Origin of the sequence: Paenibacillus sp. FSL M7-0896 (assembly GCF_037975415.1) — a bacterium.
In the GTDB taxonomy this organism is placed as follows: Bacteria; Bacillota; Bacilli; order Paenibacillales; family Paenibacillaceae; genus Paenibacillus_AQ; species Paenibacillus_AQ silagei.
In genome coordinates, this window is sequence record NZ_CP150250.1 from 4,886,965 (window position 1) to 4,908,739 (window position 21,775).

Here is a 21,775-nt window from a genome sequence, read left to right on the forward strand (position 1 = left end):
AATAAAATACAGCTGCCCGCGCTCCACTCTCCTTACAGAATAGGCGACAACAGCCGGGAAATCCCCTCTTTCAGCTTGATCACCAGCGAGCGCTGCGCATAACGTTCAACGGTCAGCTCAGAGCACAGTCTGACATCGTTCAGGAAAATGTCCTGGAGCTGTTCGGCAATCGCCCGGTCATACACAATGGCATTCACTTCGAAGTTCAGCCGGAAGCTGCGCGAATCGATATTCATCGTTCCGACAGAAGCAACCTCTCCGTCAGCGACAATCGTTTTGGCGTGCAGGAAGCCATTCTCGTAGAGCAGGATTTTGGCCCCGTAATTCAGCAGATCTCCGGCATACGCCCAGGTGGCCCAATACACGAACGGGTGGTCAGGCTTGTTAGGGATCATGATCTGCAGATCGACTCCGGAGAGCAGGGCGATTTTGCAGGCGTCCATGAAGCTGGTGTCCGGTATGAAGTACGGGGTCTGGATGTACACACTTTTTTTAGCCGATAAAATAAGCTTGATGTACATATTCTTCAGATGCTCAGTGGACGAATTGGGGCCGCTTGTAATAATCTGCACCGGGCTTGTCCCTGTATGGAGCTCCATGTTGAAGACAAATTCCCCGTAATCCCCGCGCTCATGCATCCCCGCCTGATGCCAGTCCAGGATGAATCTGCCCTGAATATGGCTGACAGCGTTACCGGTGATCCGGAGATGGGTGTCCCGCCAATAGCCGAATTTCTTGTCCAGCCCCAGGTACTCATCCCCCACATTGAAGCCGCCGATATAGGCGATGCTTCCGTCAATAATACACAGCTTGCGGTGATTCCTGTTGTTGATCCGGAAGTTCAGCGGCTTGATCAAGGACGGGAAGAACACTTCAACCTCGCCCCCTGCTGCACGTAATTCTCTGAAAAAATGCCGTGAAATCCGCTTCGAGCCGACTTCATCATATAACAGCCGCACCTTCACGCCTTCCATGGCCTTCACGATCAGCATATCCCTCAGCTCCCGGCCCAGACGGTCCGGCTGAATGATATAATACTGAATGTTGATCTCTGCGCGGGCAGTGCGGATATCCTCAAATAACGCGGCGAACTTCTGATGGCCGTCACTGTAAATAACAATCTCATTATCGCTGGACAACAGGCCATGCGACGAACGGATATTCATGTTGATGAGCTGGGCATAGTTCGTCAGCAGCTGCGACCTGTCATCCGCCCCTTCCGCGAAGGCTGCCAGCTGCTTGTCGGCTTCGGCCTGGACATATTCCTGCTCCTCGATGAAGAGCTTGTAGAAATTCTTTTTTTTGAGATTGCGTCCGAAGAAGATATACAAGACAAATCCCAGAATCGGGATGAAAAACAATACCATCAGCCAGGCCCAAGTGTACCCCGCCTCCCTGCGCTCAATGAACAGAAAGCCCAGGGCCAGAATGATGTTAATGAGGGTGACGACTGTGGTTAGACTTGCAAATTCCATGCTCTTTCCCCTTTTCTCTCTGTCTCTCTCTGCTGCCTAAAAGTCCTCCAGCACCTTGGACCTGTCGCCATGGATCCTGTCCAGATGCTCCTCTCCCCAGTAGCATAACAGGTCCAGCGCGGGCTTCAGCCCCCAGCCGTAGGCCGTCAGCTCATACTCCACTCTGGGTGGAATCTCCTGGTAGATGGTCCGCGAGATAATCTCATCGTTCTCCAGCCCTCTTAGCTGGGCAGTCAGCACTTTCTGGGTTAAGCCCGGAATGAGCCGCAGCAGCTCGGAGGTTCGCTTCTGTCCGGTCATAAGATGGTAGATAATTAACGGCTTCCACTTGCCGCCCATCACTTCCAGCGCCGCCTCTACGCCTACTTTGTACTTTTTGGGAACGCTATCGCCATTCTGTTCAGTCATTGCTTCTGCCTCCATTATGTAGGGTACCTCAATGTTCCTATGGAACATACACCTTCCTATAGAACAGCAAAGTGCGTACTTCCGGATTATTTTATTCCTGTTTATAATAGCATCAGCCAAGGAACATGGCTACAAACCTGCTATTAAGAAAGGTAGTGAAGATACAAGCATGAGCGTATTAATCGTCGTATCACACCCAAGACAAGATTCCCTGACCTTCCAGGTCGCCCGCCGTTTCGCAGAGGGATTGAGCCAGGCCGGCCATGATTATGAGATATTGGATTTGCATGGGATAGGATTTGACCCTGTTCTACAGGGGAGAGAGGAACTCAATATGACCGCAGGTGAACAGGAACAGCCCTATTCTCCTGAATTAGAGCGGGAAATGGAGCGGTTGCGGCAGCATGACGGCCTGGCATTTGTTTTTCCGCTGTGGTGGTGGCATCTGCCGGCCATGCTGAAGGGGTATATCGACCGGGTGCTGAACAACAGGGTTGCCTACGGCACAAGTAATCTGCATGATTATCGTGCGCTATGGCTGGCTCTGGCAGGCGTATCGGAGGAGCAGGTGAAGAAACGTAATTATGATGAGGCCACTACGCGTCTGCTGAACGTAGGAATTGCCGATTACTGCGGAATCACAGACTCCAAGGTTGAATTCTTTTACGAGACCCTGGATTCGCCGCCCGCGCATTATGAAGCGCTGCTGGAACAGGCCTATCAGGCGGGATTACATTATGGCAAGGAGGAGAACTGACACATCACAGGAATGAGGGAAATCACAGCATCACATCAAATTCATTCACATAAACTGCATTGCCAGTCACTTCTATAGTGTTGCCGTTGTCCGACACGGACACCTGCACTCTACCGTCCCTGCCGATCTCAAGGCCCTGCTCAATCAGCAGCTCGAAGGAGGAGGCTTGTCCTTGTCCGCCGATGTACCTGGAATAATAAGCACCCATCACCCCGGAGGCGGTGCCAGTCACCGGGTCCTCGGTGGTCCCAGAGAACGGGGAGGAGAAATGGCGGGCGTGCATATGCGCCTCAGGATCATACGTCTCCAGACAGAACGGGTGAATGGACGAGCGGGGCATCTCCTTCAGCACCTCGGGAAACCACTTGTTGTCCGGCTGCATCCGGGTGAAGGCGTCCAGGCTTGTGACCGGGACCAGTAAGGTCCACGTTCCGGTGCTGCCGTACATGGTAGGCAGGGTCTGATCAATATCACCGGGTTCGAGGCCGATCGAGCGGGCCAGGTCTTCAAGTGCTCCGTTGAAGGGTTGAAACTGCGGACTGGCCTGTCTCATCGTCATATAGAGTCCGCCGCTCTCTTCAGTGAAACGGACGGGCAAGACTCCTGCTTTGGTCTCGATGGTCAGCTCGCTGGCGTCTCCAAGCAGACCCGTGGTCTTCATGGCATATAACAACGCCATGGTCCCGTGGCCGCAGAGATTAATCTCATGTCCCGGGGTAAAATAGCGGATTCTGAGATCCGCCAGGTTGGATTTTAACGGAAACGCCGTCTCATTGAAACCCACCTTCGCTGTGACCTCCTGCATTTGCTGCTCAGTGAGACCCTCGCCGTCCAGGACAACCCCTGCCGGGTTCCCCTTGTTCGGAATGCTGCTGAACGCATCGTAATGATAGACTTTGATGTTCTGCACACCTGCACCGCCTGTCTTTTTTGAGTAATATGATAGCATAAATGTATATAATGTGAATTTAAGATATTTAGGCATCATGATATGTTCGGTTTTTCGACTACATTTGGACCACACGTCTCCACCACGCCCAATGTGGTCGGTTTTTCGATCACATTTGGACCACACGCCTCCGTCACGCCCAATATGGTCGGTTTTGCGACTACATTTGGACCACACGCCTCCCGTCACGCCCAATGTGGTCGGTTTTTCGATTACATTTAGCCCGCGCCCCTCGCACTGGCCCATTGTGTTCGGTTTTTCGACTATATTGGGACCACACGTCTCCGTCACGCCCAATATGGTCGGTTTTTCGACTACATTTGGACCACACGTCTCCGTCACGCCCAATGTGGTCGGTTTTTCGACTACATTTGGACCACACGCCTCCGTCACGCCCAATGTGGTCGGTTTTTCGACTACATTGGGACCACACGCCTCCGTCACGCCCAATGTGGTCGGTTTTTCGATTACATTTGGACCACACGTCTCCACCACGCCCAATGTGGTCGGTTTTTCGATTACATTTGGACCACACGTCTCCACCACGCCCAATGTGGTCGGTTTTTCGATTACATTTGGACCACACGCCTCCACCATGCCCAATGTGGTCGGTTTTTCGATTACATTTTTCCCATGAACCCCGCGCTAGGATGGCGTAAAGTAAGTTGTGTACCAAGATTTGGAGCCTAGTCAGGCACCAAAAAAGTAGGGTATCCTCGGGATTGCGAAACCACCAAGGAGGAACCCTACCAATGAATATTTTACCCGAAAGTTCGCTGAATAATCTATTTGAAAAACTTGTTAAAGATTTTGTGAAAGACAACATGGAACGCCTGTTGCGCGCCGAAATCCAGGGGTTTATGGAGAGTGAAGAAGCCGGCGCCAGCAATAGTCGCAATGGCTACTATACGCGAGACTTACACACGAAATACGGCCATATCGAGGATCTTCAGGTGCCCCGGGACCGCCAAAGCCTTTTCCAGACGCAGTTGTTTGAGCCGTACCAGCGGCGGGACGGATGGTTAGAAGAGGCCGTCATCCAAATGTATAAATCGGGCATGGGTACGCGGGATGTGGCCCGGTTCATTGAAAGTATGTTTGGCAGCCACTACTCCCCCACCACGGTCAGCAATATTACGGCTACGGTGCTAGACGATATCCACCAGTGGCAGAAACGGCCACTGAGCAAACGGTACTCCGTCATCTATTTAGATGGGCTGTACGTGAAGCTGAAACGGGGCACGGTTCGTGGTGAAGTGGTCTACTTTGCGATGGGAATTGACGAGGAGGGCCAGCGTCAAATTCTCGGGTTCTACGTGGGTGGCCAAGAGAGTTCGAATGGCTGGCGGGAGGTACTCAAAGACCTGTACGACCGCGGAGCGCAGGAAGTCCTGCTGGGTGTGTTTGACGGGCTACCGGGACTGGATGCGGCGTTTAAAGAGACCTATCCTCAGGCGGATGTACAGCATTGCGTAGTGCACAAAGTGCGGGCCACGTTTCATAAAATTCGGGTGGAGCACAAAACCGATGTCATGGAGGCGTTGAAAACCGTATATACGGCACCGGATGAAGTGGTCGCCCGGGCTAACTTTGATACGGTCAAAGCGAAGTGGAACAAGCTGTATCCGAAGGAAATGAGGTCCTGGGAGGAACAGTTATCCACACTCCTGACGTTCTACAACTATCCGCTGTCGATCCGTAAAGCGATCTACACGTCGAACCCCATCGAGCGGATGAACAAGGAAATCCGCAAGCGTCTGAAACCGATGAACAGTCTGACAAACATGGATGCCGCAGAGAAAATCGTGTACCTGGAGATGCTGGAATACAATGAACGTCATGCAGGGCGGGTCGCCCAAGGCTTTGGAGTGGATGCCGTTAAAAAGAAGCTAAAAGAGCTATTCGAAACACGCTACCCCTCTTTGCCCACACCGGAAGAGGCGTAACAGAGAAATCCAGTTTCTGGGAGTCGGGGTTCCCCCTCCCCCAGAAACACTACATCCCAACCCGTAACCCGGGGGAGGCACTTCTACTCTTTTACACAAACTTCTTGACGCTACCCGCGCTAGCTCATTGTGTTCGGTTTTTCGCATTCACACACAAAAACAGCAACAGATCTCCCCCTAAAGAGGACGATATCCGTTGCTGCAATTATAGAAAGCTATTCGATTTGTCTATTCACCCGCATCTTGCTTCCCCAACCAGGCTAACTCCGCCATCGCCCGCAGCGGGCCGCGGAGGCCTGCGGCCACTTCCGCTTCGGTCTGCGCCTCCGGCTTGTCACTCCAGATGGAGAAGGTAGTGCCGATGAGTTCGCGCGGATAAGCTCCGGTATACTCCTGCTTGGCTTCTCCGGTACGGGCCGGGAACAGGCCGGGATGCCAGGAGGCGCGGATTTTCTCGCCTGTCGGATACTTATAGCCCGCATTTTCGCCCAGCACGTAGTACAAGTAGCCATCGTTGTAGTTAATCACCTGATGTCCCTTGGCGAGAATGTCTTCCACCGGGGCCATCATCGGATGCCACTTCGTCCAATACGTGATTTGAATGGACGGCTTGGGCGCGACCCGCTGGGTCTGATCCGCACGATAGAGGCCATCATTCCAGGCACGGACCGTCCAGCCTCTCGATTCCAGATGCTCAGCAACCTCGTTAAGGTAATCAATATAAGTGTCCACGCCCGTGCCGCCGCTGATGTTCAGCACATTCCGGGCATACTCCGCGAGCTGCGGATACTTATCGAACTCCGCGAAGTTAATGAATTCATCCCCGCCGATATGAAAATAGCGGCTGCCCGCAAATAACTCCGCATATTCGTCAATCAAATCCAGCACGAACCGGCGGGCGGCCGGATTCGTAATATCCAGGGCCCCAGGAGCCGGAGTTCCCGCTGAATCCTTGAGCAGCCACTCGGGATGCGTGCGGAGAGCCTGCCCCAGATGTCCCGGCGAATCCAGTGAAGGAATGATATCCACATGATAACGCTGTGCCTCAAGGATAATCGCCTTCATCTCCTGCTTGGTTAAAGCTTGCTCCGACACCACCTCAGGATGGCTCTCACTCATCAGCCGGAAGCCTTCGTTCTCGGAGAAATGCAGCTGCAGCGTATTCAGCCGCAGCCGGGACATCTCTCTGATCCGCTCCAGAAGCCAATCTTCGCTGTAGAATTTGCGGCCGATATCGATATGCAGCGCACGCTCTCGAATGACAGGCTCATCGGCAATGGTTCCGTAAGGTACGGAGCCGTCATCCGCCAGCTTCTGCAACAGCGTCCGCAGACCATACATCACTGCCCGTTCACTTGATGCGGTGATCTTCGCATAAGTCCCGATGTCAATGACGTAAGCTTCCTTGCTGTCCAGGTCTCCCGCAGCTTCATGATCCGTCAGTTCAATGACGATATCACCCGAAGCGGGTGTCTCCGTTTCCCCATGAACAATAGTCATGATCTGGTCAGCGGGTGTCAGAATGCCCGAGTATTCACCCAGCACAATAAAGGCTGTTTCGTTCAGAACACGGTTATTATCCGATCTGGCATTGTCTACAATCCGGGTTTTGGACCCGGCAGACAGCCGCCATGGCTCCCCGGATGCCGCTGCAATCTGCTGCTGTACACTGGTGAGCGGGCAGGTATCGGAGACGTTCTGATCTAATGGTTCATCCATATTCATATCCATACTCTTCTCACCTCTTCCTTCTTCGCGTGGATCAGCGCAGCCGGAGGCCGACCGTGGTAATCTCATGTCCGCCAAGCGGAAGCTTGAGCGAAGCGGCTTCTTCTGGCTGAAGCTCTTCACCTTCTGCTTCCAGTACATTCGAAGTATAGAAGGCGGTAACCGACAGCACAGATTCCAGTTCCAGCTCGCAAGGCTGTTCCGTAAGGTTGAACCAGCGGAGCAGCACATCGCCGCGCTCTTTGTTCAGCTTCATGGAAGAGAAAGCAGCGGTTCCGCCGTTCCAGCGGACGGCCGAATACACGGAAGGAATCGTTCCCGCGTGAACCTCTGCCTGCGCGCAGGTCCAAGGAATCTGGAACTGGTAAGCAGCCGCAGCGGCACCGGAGGTTACCGCATCCCCGCTATGCGGCAGGAGCAGCATGTCTGCGGTCTGTTCACCCAGGCACTGGGCTTCCGGCGTAGGGAACCAGCCCCAGTCGCCCATCTCGCCTACACTGCGGAGCAGCGTAACGGCAATGGTATTGCGGCCATCCCGCAGAATCTCGTATTCGTGTAATCCGAGGTTCGCAACCGTGAGGCCTGCATTCTCTCCAGCAACATCCACGAAGCACTGCTGATGCTGCGCATTGCTGGGATTCTGCCATTCCGGCGCCGGCTCGTTCGGACGTTCCGCCAGCTCGAACATCGAATCTACGCGGTGCGAGGCTGCGGACAGATCCGCCGGGAACAGCATCCGCAGGCGGTGATCCTTAGCGGTATTACTAATGAAACTCTTCACTTCCAGCCCTTTGCCGCTGCGCTCCAGTCTCAAGACCGTCCGCAGCTTAAGGGTTACTGTAGCGGCACTGCGCTGAGCCTGCCGCTCCGGGTAATAGACCAGCGCCCGCTGTTCTTCTTCCAGCAGGGCATCGGCCGAAGCCGGAATCTCCCATTCATGGGTGATTTCGATGGAAGCCCGGTATGGCGTATCTTCAATAACAGCGATATCCGCGTTAAGGCCCAGAGTCGTCAGCGGCACTTCGCCCGCAGGCGCTCTGTACATATATTCATTCCCGATGTCACCGGTATTCTCGTAGACACCAAGGTCACGATAGATCTTGCCGCTAGGCTTATGCTCCAGTGTGAAGGAGCCATCGGCCATAACCTCGACGCGCAGCGTGTCGTTCTCCAGCACACGTCCGCCGCGAACCAGCGATGAGGCTTCTTGAGCGGAAGCCGCCCCAACAGGGCGGACCCAGGCATAGGTGCGCAGTCCCAGGGCAGGCACATCCGCCGCCTCGAAGGTCAGACGCACCTTGCGGCAGCTATAAGGCTGGCGGAACCGGTCATCCGGCAGATCATAGCCAAAGGACAGGCCAAGATCCTCCACCGTACAAGGAACCGGCTGGCCTTGTGCATCGACCAGGACCCGTCCGGCCAGGTCCACAGCCTTCATAAGCCGGGCATTCTCTTCCAGCGGCAGTCCTTCGCGCAGATACTGGCGGGCCGCATCCAGCTCTATGGTCACCGTACCGGTGCGGCTCCAGCCGCTGGTATTGGTTACAATGAGCGGAAGTGCCTCTTCGCCGTAAGCGGCGAAGCCGGAGGTGTCCACCGCTGCGGTGATCGCCTGCATACTATCCGCCACGATGCCCTCAGCCGTGTGATAGCTTTTGTCGAAGCGGGTGACCATCTCGCGGTGTACCTCATCCACGCTGCAGCCGCAGATGGAATCATGCGGATGGTTCTGCAGCAGCGTCTTCCACGCATAATCCAGCAGATGATGCGGATACTCCCCGCCGTGCAGCTTAGCGATAACGGCCAGCGGCTCGGCCACCTTTTCCAGCATGGCCTGCCCCCGTTGGTTCAGTTGCTTCAGATATACCCGGGCGGAAGCGGTATTGACCAGCGTGCCCCAGCCGTCCGTGCGCTGGCTGCGCAGCTCGCCCTTCACCGTGGACAGACTGCGGCCAGCCAGTGAAGCTTCCACTGCCTTGATATAGTCCGGGAAGTTCGAGTGAACGAAGTTGACCTCCGGGTGCAGCTTCTCCGCCGTGCGGATCGCCTCCGGAAGGTCGGTCTGCAGCGGCTGGTGATCGCAGCCGTTCATGAACAGCAGCTGATCGGTCGCCGCATACTGCCGGGCATCGCCCAGCTTGCGCTCCCAGTAGCGGCGTGCCTCATCAAGCTCGACGGGAACCTCATTCCCGTTAGAATACCAGTTGGCGAACAGGATGCCCAGCACCTGCGAGCCGTCCGGCCCTTCCCAGACCAGCTCCGAGAACGAGGATTCATAGCCGTCATCGGAGACCATATTGTTGAAGCCCGTAGGCTTCACTCCGCGCCCGAAAAAGGCGTTAGTGATGCCGGCCTGCTGCATAAGCTGCGGAATCTGTCCGGTCAGGCCGAAGGTGTCCGGGAAATAACCGATTTTGGACACTTCCCCATAGACTGCCGCATCCTGATGTCCTAGCTGTAAGTTACGTACATTGGCTTCCGGACTGGTGAGATAAGCATCCTGCAGAATGTACCAAGGTCCGATAAATATCCGTCCCTCACGGATATGCCGCGTGAGCCGCTCCCGGTTCTCCGGACGGACCTGGAGATAATCCTCGATGATAATCGTCTGGCCGTCGAAGAAAAAGCTGCGGAAATCCGGGTTCTGCTCCAGCGTGTCCAGCAATGTGTCCACCAGTTGAATCAGCCGGATATGATGGCGCTCATAAGGCAGATACCATTCCCGGTCCCAATGCGTATGCGAGATAATATGTGCCGTCTGTTTAGTAGTCATAACCTGTTACCCCTCAATCTCCAGCGGATATTCATCCATATAGCTGATCAGTTCATCCACGGTCGTGAAGGCCAGTCCTGTCACTGTATCCGCACAGCCGTAGTAGATGGCAATCCGTCCGGTAGCCGCATCAGTCAATGCCGCGCAAGGGAACGTCACGTTCGGCACATCGCCGACACATTCATACAGCTCTTCCGGGCCGAGGATATAGTTGCGCGAGCGGGCTTTTACCTTCCAAGGCTGATCCAGATCCAGCAGCGCGACACCCATGCGGTAGACGAATCCGTTGCAGGTATTGATAACGCCGTGATAGATCAGCAGCCAGCCCTTGTCGGTTTCAATCGGAATCGGTCCGGGACCAATCTTTTTGGACTGCCAAGCAGAAGCGTCACCGTCAACCGTACCCATCACATAGCGGTGCTTGCCCCAGAAGGTCAGGTCAGGACTCTCACTGTAAAAAATATCGCCAAACGGCGTATGCCCGGTATCGCTCGGACGGCTGAGCATCGCATAATTGCCGCCGATTTTGCGCGGGAGCAGCACTCCGTTGCGGTTATACGGCAGGAAGGCATTCTCCAGCTGATGGAAGGTTTTGAAATCGAATGTGTACGCCAGTCCAATCGTTGGGCCATGGTAGCCGTTGCACCAAGAGACATAATAACGGTCGTCAATCTTGCAGACACGCGGATCATAGCGGTACTCGCGCTTGGTGATCTCTTCATCGCCCTCAAATACGATCGGCTCATGGTTGATCTTCCAGTTCACACCGTCTTCACTGAAGCCCGCGAAGATATCCATGCTGACCGACCGCGAATCACAGCGGAACACACCAGCGAAGCCGCCCTCGAAGGGAATGACCGCCGAGTTGAACACACTGTTCGAGTTCGGAATGGCGTTGCGCGGAATGATCGGGTTGGCGGAATATCTCCATACCGGGGAATTCGTGCCCTCAGGCTTCTCCTGCCAAGGGATGTTAGGTAGTGCTTCTCCAATAATTGTACTCATGATCTGGTCTCCTTTATCTGTGAAAAAATAGTATATTACCAGGACCGCCTCTTACGTGCCGGACCGTATGTTTAGAGAATGTCTTCCTTCAGCGCCCGCAAAATCAGCTGCGAGAACAAGCTGTTCGACCAGGCGAACCACTTGCGGGTGAACACAGCCGGATCGTCGGCGTGGAAGCCTTCATGCATATAGCCAGTATCGGCGTCAGTAGCTTCCAGCATGGCGATAACTGCCAGCCGCTCTTCCTTGCTGTCTGCCGTGATGCCCTGCATCGACAGCGCCATATGCCAGATGTAGCCCGGAGGGGTATGCGGACTGCCAATTCCCTTGGCGGCCTTGCCCTCGAAGTAGAACGGATTCTCGCTGCTCAGAGCGAACCGTCTCGTATTCTGATAGACCGGATCGTCATTGTTCAGATAGCCCAGGTACGGAATGGACATCAGGCCCGGTGTTCCGGCGTCATCCATCAGGCTATAGTTACCGTATCCGTCTGTCTCGTATGCGTAGATTGGCCCGAATTCCGGGTGGCGGTAGATGCCGTACAGCTTGATGCCGTGATCGACCTCCTGCTCCAGCTCCTTCAGCTCGGCTAGGAAATCCAAGTCCCGGAAGACCCACTCGGCGAAATCCTGCATCTGCCGCAGCGCCACCACAGCGAACATATTCCCCGGAATGTTGTAATGGAAGTCGCAGGCGTCATCGCTGGAGCGGAAGCCGGACCAGATCATGCCGGTGTAATTGACAGGCATCCCCAGGCCGCCGTTACGGATGGAATCCTCCATAATCCCGTTGTTCCGGGTGAAACGGTACGGTGACTGCTCGGCATGATGCTGCTCGCGCTTGAACAGGTCGGTGATGACGCGGAGCATTTTTTTGAAATCAGAGGTAAAGAAATCGGTCTGCTTCGTCTCTTCCCAGTAAGCATGGGCCAGCCGGATCACGAAGCACAGCGAGTCGATCTCGAATTTGCGCTCCCACACCCACGGCGACATCTCGGTCACATCGGCGGCATTCCAGTGCCAGTCATTGGCCGATTCATTGAACGCGTTGGCGTAAGGATCGATCAGTACATACTCCGTATGGCGCTTGATCAGCCCGCCGATAATCCGCTGCAGATCAGCATCTTCCGCGGCAAAAGGCACATAATGAATGACCTGCTCCACTGAATCGCGCAGCCAGCAGGCGGGGATGTCCCCCGTAATCACAAAGGTGGTGCCGTCATCAAGCAGCTTGGTGGTCGTCTCCAGTGTATTCGGGAAGCAGTTGCGGAACAGCCGTTGCAGCTTGGGCCGGTGGGCCAGCTTCGCTTCGGCGTCGGCCAGCACGGCCTGAATGGATGACGGCAGCGTAAGCTCCGGCATCTCGATGCGGGGAAGTCTGAATTGTTCCAAGGTAGTAGTCTCCTTCTTGCTTGATCTATTGGTATAGCTGAACTTAGGAAATTAACTTGAAGCTTCTCATCACATATGTTTTGGAATTGGCCGTGACTCCAGAGAAGTTTTGGACTTCCGGCCGCTGTTGTCTGCAGATTTCTTGATTTTTTCCGTTTTTAACGGTTGAAATCCGCAGACAAAGGCGGACGCTATCGCTCCTACAGTTCCAAAATTCCCCTACGCCACTTTTCCTTAACTTAAATCTCAAGTTCAATCTATATAGTTGTGTACCTCTATTCAGCATGAATAATCTTAATCGTCTTAATCTCGAACGGATGGAAGTCTATCGTCAACACGCCGTCTTCATCCGGCAAAAGCTCGGTCTCTTCCTCCAGTGCATTGGACAGATAGATAGCAGAGTGCGGCAGCGGCCAGCTGATCCGCACGGTCTCGCGTCCACCGGCAGATTCATATAGCCGCAGGATGCTGCCGCTTCCGTCTTCCGCCAGCTTGACCGTGTCCAACACTACCTGCTTCCCTTCGTAGGGAAGGAAGGAGCCAGTGGACGGATGCTGTCCCTCACTTGCCTCGCAGGCCACAGCATACGAAGCATGGTTCAGCTCAGCGGCCTTGCGCTGGGTATGCGCTGCGCGCCAGTCCCCGGTATGCGGGTAGAGCGAATAGGTGAATTCATGCTCTCCCTGATCGGCCGAATGATCCGGCCAGCGCGGAGCGCGCAGCAGGGACAGACGGATGGTGCTGCCCTGCGTATCATAGCCGTATTTGCAGTCGTTCAGCAGGCTTACGCCGTAATCATGCTCTGACACATCGGCATAGCGGTGTCCGCAGACCTCGTACTGTGCCTGCTCCCAGCTGGTGTTGCGGTGCGTGGTCCGCTCCAGTGCGCCGAACGGAATCTCATACGTGGCCTTGCTGGTCACTACATCAATCGGGAAGCCAACCTTCAGCAGCTTGTGGGCTTCGTGCCACTGGACCTTCGTCTTGAAGTCGATTCGCTTATCGGCGTGATACAGAATCAGCTCCTGCTGGATTTCCGATTGGCCGAGGCTCCAGCGGAAGAACAGTACATCGCAGACAGGACCTGTGGACAGCAGCCGCTTCTCCAGCAGTACCGCTGCTCCGGCGGGCTGCTCTTCATAACGGCTGTCGATATCCCAGGCATCCCAGAGAATCGGACGGTCATGGAAGAAATGCAGCCGGTTCAGCGCTTCGCCGGACTTCACAATCTCACGCCCGGCTTCCTTGTCGTACAAGCTGATGATCTCGCCCAGCTCATTGAACTGGAGCCGGTAGTAGCCGGTCTCCCAGCGATCCTCGAACGTAGCGGAGTTCGCGGCAGAAATTGAGTTATTGCCTGCATCAGATGCATCTGCCCCCGGCTGTTCCTCTTCCCGCAGCCATACGGTTGCATACCCGAATGCCGGAACCTCCGGCACCCGCACACGCAGCACTGCCCGCTTTCCTGCTGTAGTCAGCTCTGCCGGAAGCCGTGTTCCGTTCCGGTCATAGACGGCGACATTGGCAGGCTCCACTTTAGAGGAAAGCTCAAGCTGGGCCACCATATCCCGGGTCCAGCCCAGTCCGTTCAGGATGACATAAGGCTGTCCCTCTCCACGTGTATCAATATCCGCTACGGCAGCCTCCATAACGGACTTCAAGGTACTCTCCCCAAGGACAAAGATGTTCTTGTATTCCTTCTCCGAAGTCTCATAGACCTCGGGAATCGATGAGCCTGGAATAATATCATGGAACTGGTTCAGCAGAATCAGCTTCCAGCCTTCATGCAGAGCCTCACCTACCTCTTCCCGCCGCTGCGGTGTCAGCTGGTGTCCAGCCAGAGTCTGCCATAGCTCCGCTTCCCGGTACAGAATCTCGGCCTTGCGGTTATTGCGCTTGTTCCGCGCATGGGTCGTATAGGTTCCCCGGTGCAGCTCCAGATACAGATCACCCTGCCAGACCGGCAGCTCCGGTGCTGCCTGCTCGATGCCTGCGAAGAAATCCGCCGCCGTGCTGTAGCCGGAGGCAGGCTGACCCACCATCAGCTCCGAGCGCGACAGGTATTCCAGCATCTCCCGCGTCACGCCGCCGCCGCCGTCTCCGTGTCCGTAGAGCAGCATTTGCTCGCTGTGAACGGCTTTTTGGCGATAGGACTGCCAGTGCTCGTGGATATCCTTCGGCAGCGTATTCTCATTCACGCCATGGTTCATATATGATAATAGTGCTGTCCCGTCAATTCCGACCCAGTGGAACAGGTCATACGGGAACAGGTTGGTATCATTCCAGCCCAGCTTCGTGGTCATGAAGTAACGGACCTTGCCGTGCTTCAGGATCTGCGGCAGGGAGGCGCAATAGCCGAAGGTGTCCGGCAGCCATTCAATCTCGGACTGCTGTCCGAATTCCTCCTGGTAGAAGCGCTGCCCGTACAGCATCTGCCGCATCAGCGATTCCCCGCTCGGAATATTCAGATCCGGCTCGACCCACATGCCGCCGACTAGCTCCCAGCGGCCTTCCTGAATCCGCGCCTTCACCTTCGCGTACAGCTCAGGATCATTGTCCTTCAGATAAGCGAACAGCTGCGGCTGGCTCTGGGCATAGCGGTATTCCGGATACTCCTCCATCAGGGCATGTACCGTCGAGAAGGTCCGGCTGGTCTTGCGCACCGTCTCCCGGGTAGGCCATAACCAGGCGATGTCGATATGCGACTGCCCGATCATATGAATGAAGCCCTCGCTGTTGCCGCCGATGGCCTGCACCTTCGCGGCCAGCTCCTGCTCAATCTTCTCTATCTCCTTGCCAGACTGCGAAACGTCAGGCCCCAAATTCACATATGCATCCATCGCCTGATGCAGCACCTCCTGCATGCGGACGCGCCGGAAGTCCTGCTCCGGCAGCAGCAGCATTGAATCCCGGATGACGGTTACTGTGTACATCAGCGACTGCACCGGCAGGTTCACTCTGACAAGCGCTGCGGTAATGGACCGGACCGGCGGCTGAATGACCGCTTGTTTATTGAGCGGATCATCCGGCTCAGGGATCGGATCATAGAGCTCAATCTCAATCTCCGGGTGTCTGCCGCCCGTCTCGGGGTTCAGGGAAGCATAGGTATGATTGCGGTCAATCCCCTGCCGCGAGGCTCCGTTCACACGCAGCAGCCCTTCGCCGCCGGAGTGGAAGATCAGCCCGGTGTCCGCATCGGTCCAATCCGCCGGGATATCGAGAGTAGTGCGGAAGTAATAGGTGGTACCTTGCACGCTCGGAAACAATCCGAACGATTCGCTGCCCGAATAAGGCTGTGCTTCGTCATAGTGGCCCGGCTGCCGGTAGATAGTGGAGAAGACCTTCCAGTCATCAAGCACCCGGTATTCCAGCCACTGCTTCTGTGAGCATTCCCGAATGAACCGGTTAATCCGTTCGATGTTTATCTGCTCCATCTTTAGTCCTCCGTAACCGTAAGATCTATATTCAGCGTATCGTTCACATTCCTGCCGACCCCGATGCGGAAGCTTCCCGGCTCAACCACCAGCTTATAATCCGGCCCGATATAGTTCAGATGCTCTGCACTCAGCGTGAAGGTCACCTTCTGCTTCTCGCCCGGCTCCAGCACGATCTTGCGGAATCCCTTAAGCTCCTTAGCCGGTCTCGTCACCTTGCTGACCAGATCGGAAATATATAGCTGCACGACCTCCGCACCACTGCGGGAGCCTGTATTCTCTACTTCCACTGTAACCTCAGCCGTTCCGTCTGCTGTGATCACTGCCGGCTCTACCTGGAGTCCGCTATAGCTGAATTCTGTGTAACTGAGTCCGAAGCCGAACGGATAACGCGGCTGCGAATTCCCTTCCAGATAGCGCACTCCCCGGGAACGTTTGCCTAAGTAATACACTGGCAGCTGTCCTACATCCTCAGGGAGGGACAGGGTCAGCCGGCCGGACGGATTGACATCGCCGAACAGAATGTCGGCAATGGCGTGGCCGCCTTCCTGCCCCGGATACCAGGCTTCCAGAATGGCATCCGCCTGCTCATCGATCCACGGCTCGGCAATGGGACGGCCGTTGATGTATACGACGACTACCGGCTTGCCAAGCGCCTTCAGCTCCTTCATCAGCTCCAGCTGAACACCGGACAGATGAAGCGACATCCGGTCGATGCCTTCGCCGCAGTCCATATCGCTAAGCGCATTCTCTGTGACCTTCGAGGCTCCGGTCCGCAGATCGATGCTGCCTTCCCCGAAGTCACGGGCACTCGACCCGCCCAGGGCCAGCACAATGATATCCGCATCGGCTGCTACCTCACGCGCAAGCTCGAAGCCCTCGGTGGAGCTGTCTTTGATCCGGCAGCCCGGCGCATAAGCTACACGCTCCGGCTGCGCGGCAAGCTTGGCCCGTATCCCGGCCAGCACCGTAGTTACCCGATCACGCGGCTGCGGCGAGGTGTAATCGCCGAGCTGATTGTAGCCAATATCGGCGTTCGGCCCGATTACCGCAACCTTTCCATGGGCCGCAGACAAGGGAAGCACTCCGTTATTCTTCAGCAGCACAATTCCCTCCGCCGCCACGCTGCGCGCCAGCTCCGCATGCTCCGTACTTCCGATGACCTGCTCTGCCAAATCGGGATCGGCATACGGCTGTTCAAACAGGCCCAGCCGGAACTTCAGCTCCAGCACACGCGCCGCCGCCTGGTCCACCAGCTTCTCATCCAGCCGCCCGGAGCGTAGCGCCGTAAGCAGATATCCGCCAAACATCACGCCGGACATCTCCATATCAATCCCGGCGGTGAGTGCCTGTACGGCTGCATCCTCCCCGCTGTCCGCTGTATCATGACCCGAGGCCAGCATATCGATCGCGCCGCAATCGGTAATCACCATGCCCTCGAAGCCCCATTCACCGCGCAGAATCTCTTCCAACAGCTCCCGGTTCGTGGTACAAGGCACGCCGTCAATCTCGTTATAAGCCGGCATGATGGAGACCGCACCGGCTTCCACCGCTTTGCGGAACGGGTACATATCGACTTCCAGCAGCTCCCGCTTGCCGATATGTGCCGGACCGGCATTCCGGCCGCCCTCCGAGCTGCCATAGGCTACGAAGTGCTTGAGGGTTGCCCCCACACTGGACGCGCTGTCAAGCCGGTCGCCCTGTAGTCCTTCCACAGACGCTACGGCATATTCGCCGATGAGATACGGATCTTCCCCGAAGCATTCCTCGGTCCGGCCCCAGCGCGGATCACGCACCACATCCAGCACAGGGGAATACGTCACGGCTCCGCCTTGAGCACGGGTCTCCCGCGCGACCGCCCGGGACATCTCCCGGTAGAGGTCCACATTCCAGGTGCTGCCGATCAGCAGCGGAACGGGAAATACCGTGGCCCCGATGGCCATATGCCCATGCGAGCATTCCTCGCCGATCAAGAGCGGAATGCCTAGCCTGGAATGCTCCAGCGCATAACGCTGAATCGCATTAACAGCCTCCGCTCCGGCCCGTGCATCCAGCCCGCTCTCCAGCGTAACCCCTGTCCAGGGATCGGCACGCAGGGTTCCGTATAATGCGCCGACACCGCCTTCGCGGATCTGGCGCTTGAAGTCTTCTGTCAATTCTATCTTTCCATCTGTATGATTATAGGTCTGCCACCCGAACAGCTGCACCAGCTGGCCGACCTTCTCTTCCGGCGTCATCAGCCCGAGCAGATGCTTCGTCCGCTCCTTGACGGGCTGTGTACGGTCTCTATATAACATCCTGGCTCCACCCTCTCTCCTTTGATCTTAATCTATATATCCCTACTCCTTAACCGCCCCGACCGTAAGACCCTGAATGAAATAACGCTGGAAGAACGGATACGCGAAAATAATCGGTCCGGTTGCCAGCACCACCATCGCCATACGCGAGGTATCCTGCGGCATGTTGCGGAGGGCCTCCAGGCTTAATGAACTGTTCTGCGAATTCTGAAGAATGAACTGCATACTGGTCTCAATGCGCATCAGCATGGACTGCAGCGGCACCAGATTCGGATTATCAATATAGAGCAGGGCATTGAACCAGTCGTTCCAGTACCCGAGCGTGCTGAACAGCCCGATCGTAGCGAGGCCCGGCAAGGACAGCGGCAGCACGATTTTCAGGAAGGTGCGGAACTCTCCGGCGCCGTCGATTTTGGCCGATTCGATCAGCGCATCCGGCACACTGGTAATATAGAAGGTACGCAGAATCATAATGTAAAAAGCATTCACCGCCAGCGGCAGCACCAGCGCCCAAATGCTGTCCTTCAAGCCCAGCATCTGTGTCACGACAATATAGGTCGGAACCAGCCCGCCGTTAAACAGCATGGTGAAGAAGGAAAAGAACGCGAAGAAATTGCGGTATTTGAAGCTTTTACGTGAAATGGCATACGCATAAAGTGAAATAATCAGCAGGCTGACAATTGTACCAATGACCGTTACCGCAATGGTCACTCCGTAAGAACGGAGCAGCGTGTCCCCTGAGCTAAATACATATTTGTAGGCTTCCAGACTCCATTTGGCCGGAATTAACCGGTAGCCGTCCCGCGCAAGCGCCCCTTCGTCCGTGAACGAGATGAGGACCACGAACAGGAACGGGAAGATACACAGGATGGCAAAGCCTCCGGCGATACAGTTGAAGATGGTATTGAGCACCGGCGACAGCCGATGGAAATCGCGCGATTTCGCAGCATTAGCAGACATTTGGATGACCTCACTTTCCTTCATTTTCCCTAGAATAATGCACTGTCCTTATCGAATTTGCGCACGATGTAATTAGAGGTAAGAACCAGCACGAACCCGACCACTGATTGATACAAGCCCGCAGCCGTACTCATTCCGATCTCGCCGGTAGTCTTAAGTCCACGGTATACATAAGTATCGATGACGTTAGTCACACTGTAGAGCGTCCCCGAATCTCTCGGCACCTGATAGAACAACCCGAAGTCGGCATAGAAAATCTTCCCGATCGCAAGCAGCGTCATAATGATAATGATCGGCTTCAGCATCGGCAGCGTGATACTGCGGATCTGCTGGAGCTTGCTGGCTCCGTCGATCATCGCCGCTTCGTAGAGGGACTTGTCTATGCCCATAATTGCGGCGAGATAGACCACGCTGTTATAGCCGACGGCCTTCCAGAGGAATACGAATATAATAATGAACGGCCAGTATTTCGATTCCGAGTACCAGGAGATATTGCTGCCGAACATGGCATTAAGCAGCCCCCGCTCCGAGCTAAGGAAGCTGAACGCGAAGTATCCCACAACAACCCAGGACAGAAAATACGGCAGGAACATGCCTGTCTGATAGAACTTGGCTAGTTTTTTATTGGCAATCTCGGACAGCACCACCGCCATCAGCACGGACAGAATCAGGCCCAGGCCAATGAAGGCTATATTATATAAAAGGGTATTGCGTGTGATCAGATAGGCATCATTGGTGCTGAACAGAAACTTGAAATTATCCCAGCCGACCCACTTGCTGTTGATGATGCTGGCCCAGAAGCCATCCCGGCTGAAGCGGTACTCCTTAAATGCAATGACCGTACCCACCATCGGCAGGTAAGAGAAGAATAAAAACCACAGTGTGCCCGGCAGAACCATAAACAGCAGCACTTTATTTCTTAATACATCTTTGGCGGACTTTCCTATTTTCCCCATACTTCTAGTTCCTCCTATGCCGGAAAATTCTTATATTTACAAAAAAGATCGGGCCAAGTCTAATCACCCGCCCGATCCTCTAATAGAATGCTACTTATTATTCGCTGCTTTCCAGGCGTCGATCTGCGTTTGAGCTTCGGCAATAATTTTATCCAGACCGGCTGCTTTGAGTTTCTCGTTAGCCTTGGTCAGGTACTCTTCCGAATCTACAGATCCGGTCATCAGAGGTGCCCAGAATTCTTCCTTCACGTTCTGAACAGCGGCGATTTCATTCGTCACCTTGGACGTATCGAAGTTGAAGCCGAGCAGCGGAGCATTGATACCGGCATCGTTGAACTTTTTGAACTCTTCCCATTTGTTCTCAGGGTCGCCTTCGTTCAGATAGTTGATCATGATGTTACCTAGGGAGAACGTAGGCATGTCGTAGTTCTTCGCATCCGGGAGGTTCTTGATCATGTTGTCGCTGATCTTCTCGTAATGTACGCCCTCGATCCCGGAGTCGATCATGTTGCGCAGCTTAGGGTCAGTGTTCAGCAGGTTCAGGAATTCCATCGCTTTCTCAGGGTACTCGGAGTTAGCCGAGATCGCCTGCATGGAGCCCATTACCGACCAGTTATAGATATAAGGCTGACTGGCTGGTGTCGATACTACCGGATACCCATAGCTTGCAGACCACAGGTTGTCGGCCATCGGCTGGGTGGATGCACGGTCAGTGAACCATTTGCCGGCTTTGTACAAATCATCTACCGATGAGGTAGTCGCTACTTCAGGGGAGATGTAACCCGCCTGGTAGAATTTGCGGACGGTCTTAAGCGCTTCCTTAATCTCAGGTGTTTCCAGGATGTTGACCACTTTGTAGTCCTTGGTGTCCATATAGACAGCCATCGGCATCTTCTCGATCACATAGTCAAAAGGCATAATCGGCATGAAGTCCTTCACCATCGCGTAAGGAGTGACTCCAGGCTCGTTTTCCTTAATCGTTTTGAGCAGCGGCTCAAGATCGGCCATCGTCTTCACGCTGGTCAAATCCAGCTTGTATTTGTCGAGCAGCTCTTTATTGAAGCGGAACACCTCTTGAGCCGGAAGCTCTTTGTTGGCCGGTATCGCATAGTTGTGGCCGTCTACCTTGGAGCCTTCCAGGAAGGCCGGATCAATAGTATCCACAATGCCCTTGCCCTGATTCTTCAGCAGATCATCGAGCTGCAGGAAGGCGCCCTTACGTGCATTCTGCACATAATCGAAGGCCCAGGACGAGGTGAACAGGATATCCATAGGCTCACCGGAAGCCGCCATAACCTGCATTTTTTGCGTGTAGTCCCCGAAGTCGAGCATTTTGATATCGAGTGTGGCGTTGATTTTTTCAAGTGTGTATTTATTGACTTCTGTGAGGACCTTGTCCATATCCTTCTGCGGCGGCCCGATCGTATACCAGATCAGTTCCACTGGCTTTTCGGTAGTCTCCGAGGCTTTGTTGCCGCCCGAAGCTGCTTCCCCGCCTGCATTGTTCTTACTGTTTCCCCCGCACGCCGTTAGCGCCAGTGAAACGGTTAAAAGCGTTGTCAACAACAAGGAGAAGTGTTTCTTTTTCTTACTCATTTGCCGTACCCCCTTTTAATTAGCTGTCCGGAAAATTCAGGCCTGCCGGGCATTTCCGGCTGCTGGTTTCCTTGGGCTATAACTTAACTTTATAAGATGA

At 54.9% G+C, this 21,775-nt stretch carries 14 protein-coding genes; 2 read left to right on the top strand and 12 right to left on the bottom strand.

The window, feature by feature from the left end; translation table 11 throughout:
- Positions 1–32: 32 nt before the first annotated feature.
- Positions 33–1,475, bottom strand: a complete 1,443-nt coding sequence (gene cls / locus MKY12_RS21145) for a cardiolipin synthase (protein WP_339249815.1) — start codon at positions 1,473–1,475, stop codon at positions 33–35.
- A gap of 36 nt (positions 1,476–1,511) precedes the next feature.
- Positions 1,512–1,883: a helix-turn-helix domain-containing protein gene (locus MKY12_RS21150; protein WP_036731582.1), complete on the bottom strand. Its 372-nt coding sequence runs from the start codon at positions 1,881–1,883 to the stop codon at positions 1,512–1,514.
- Positions 1,884–2,052: 169 nt separating this feature from the next.
- On the opposite strand from MKY12_RS21150, the gene MKY12_RS21155 reads away from it, so the two are divergent.
- Positions 2,053–2,640 (top strand): NAD(P)H oxidoreductase, encoded by a 588-nt coding sequence (locus MKY12_RS21155; RefSeq protein WP_339310650.1) that lies wholly within the window; start codon positions 2,053–2,055, stop codon positions 2,638–2,640.
- Between the two features lie 22 nt (positions 2,641–2,662).
- Here the strand turns inward: MKY12_RS21155 and MKY12_RS21160 are convergent, their stop codons facing one another.
- Complete coding sequence (locus tag MKY12_RS21160; RefSeq protein WP_339314936.1) at positions 2,663–3,550, bottom strand: PhzF family phenazine biosynthesis protein; 888 nt, start codon at positions 3,548–3,550, stop codon at positions 2,663–2,665.
- A 791-nt stretch (positions 3,551–4,341) separates the two neighbouring features.
- Here MKY12_RS21160 and MKY12_RS21165 point away from each other — a divergent pair.
- Positions 4,342–5,535: an IS256 family transposase gene (locus MKY12_RS21165; protein WP_339249823.1), complete on the top strand. Its 1,194-nt coding sequence runs from the start codon at positions 4,342–4,344 to the stop codon at positions 5,533–5,535.
- 228 nt (positions 5,536–5,763) lie between these two features.
- On the opposite strand, the gene MKY12_RS21170 is transcribed toward MKY12_RS21165, so the two are convergent.
- From MKY12_RS21170 to MKY12_RS21210, 9 genes are all read right to left on the bottom strand, one after another.
- Positions 5,764–7,254 carry a glycoside hydrolase family 20 protein gene (locus tag MKY12_RS21170; RefSeq protein WP_081751400.1) on the bottom strand — a complete coding sequence of 497 codons (1,491 nt, stop codon included), beginning with the start codon at positions 7,252–7,254 and terminating at the stop codon, positions 5,764–5,766.
- Positions 7,255–7,297: 43 nt separating this feature from the next.
- Complete coding sequence (locus MKY12_RS21175) at positions 7,298–10,036, bottom strand: alpha-mannosidase (protein WP_036731576.1); 2,739 nt, start codon at positions 10,034–10,036, stop codon at positions 7,298–7,300.
- A 6-nt stretch (positions 10,037–10,042) separates the two neighbouring features.
- On the bottom strand, positions 10,043–11,041 hold the full coding sequence (locus tag MKY12_RS21180) for a glycoside hydrolase family 130 protein (RefSeq protein WP_036731574.1): 999 nt from the start codon (positions 11,039–11,041) through the stop codon (positions 10,043–10,045).
- Positions 11,042–11,112: 71 nt separating this feature from the next.
- Positions 11,113–12,432, bottom strand: a complete 1,320-nt coding sequence (locus MKY12_RS21185; RefSeq protein WP_036731572.1) for a glycoside hydrolase family 125 protein — start codon at positions 12,430–12,432, stop codon at positions 11,113–11,115.
- Between the two features lie 275 nt (positions 12,433–12,707).
- Positions 12,708–15,851 (bottom strand): alpha-mannosidase, encoded by a 3,144-nt coding sequence (locus tag MKY12_RS21190; RefSeq protein ID WP_036732079.1) that lies wholly within the window; start codon positions 15,849–15,851, stop codon positions 12,708–12,710.
- A 17-nt stretch (positions 15,852–15,868) separates the two neighbouring features.
- Positions 15,869–18,163 carry a glycoside hydrolase family 3 N-terminal domain-containing protein gene (locus MKY12_RS21195; RefSeq protein WP_339310653.1) on the bottom strand — a complete coding sequence of 765 codons (2,295 nt, stop codon included), beginning with the start codon at positions 18,161–18,163 and terminating at the stop codon, positions 15,869–15,871.
- Positions 18,164–18,205: 42 nt separating this feature from the next.
- The gene (locus tag MKY12_RS21200; protein ID WP_036731568.1) at positions 18,206–19,123 is read right to left on the bottom strand and encodes a carbohydrate ABC transporter permease; all 918 of its coding nucleotides are present in this window, start codon (positions 19,121–19,123) and stop codon (positions 18,206–18,208) included.
- A 29-nt stretch (positions 19,124–19,152) separates the two neighbouring features.
- The gene (locus MKY12_RS21205) at positions 19,153–20,079 is read right to left on the bottom strand and encodes an ABC transporter permease subunit (protein WP_036731566.1); all 927 of its coding nucleotides are present in this window, start codon (positions 20,077–20,079) and stop codon (positions 19,153–19,155) included.
- A 90-nt stretch (positions 20,080–20,169) separates the two neighbouring features.
- Positions 20,170–21,675 carry an ABC transporter substrate-binding protein gene (locus MKY12_RS21210; RefSeq protein ID WP_339310655.1) on the bottom strand — a complete coding sequence of 502 codons (1,506 nt, stop codon included), beginning with the start codon at positions 21,673–21,675 and terminating at the stop codon, positions 20,170–20,172.
- Between the last annotated feature and the right edge of the window lie 100 nt (positions 21,676–21,775).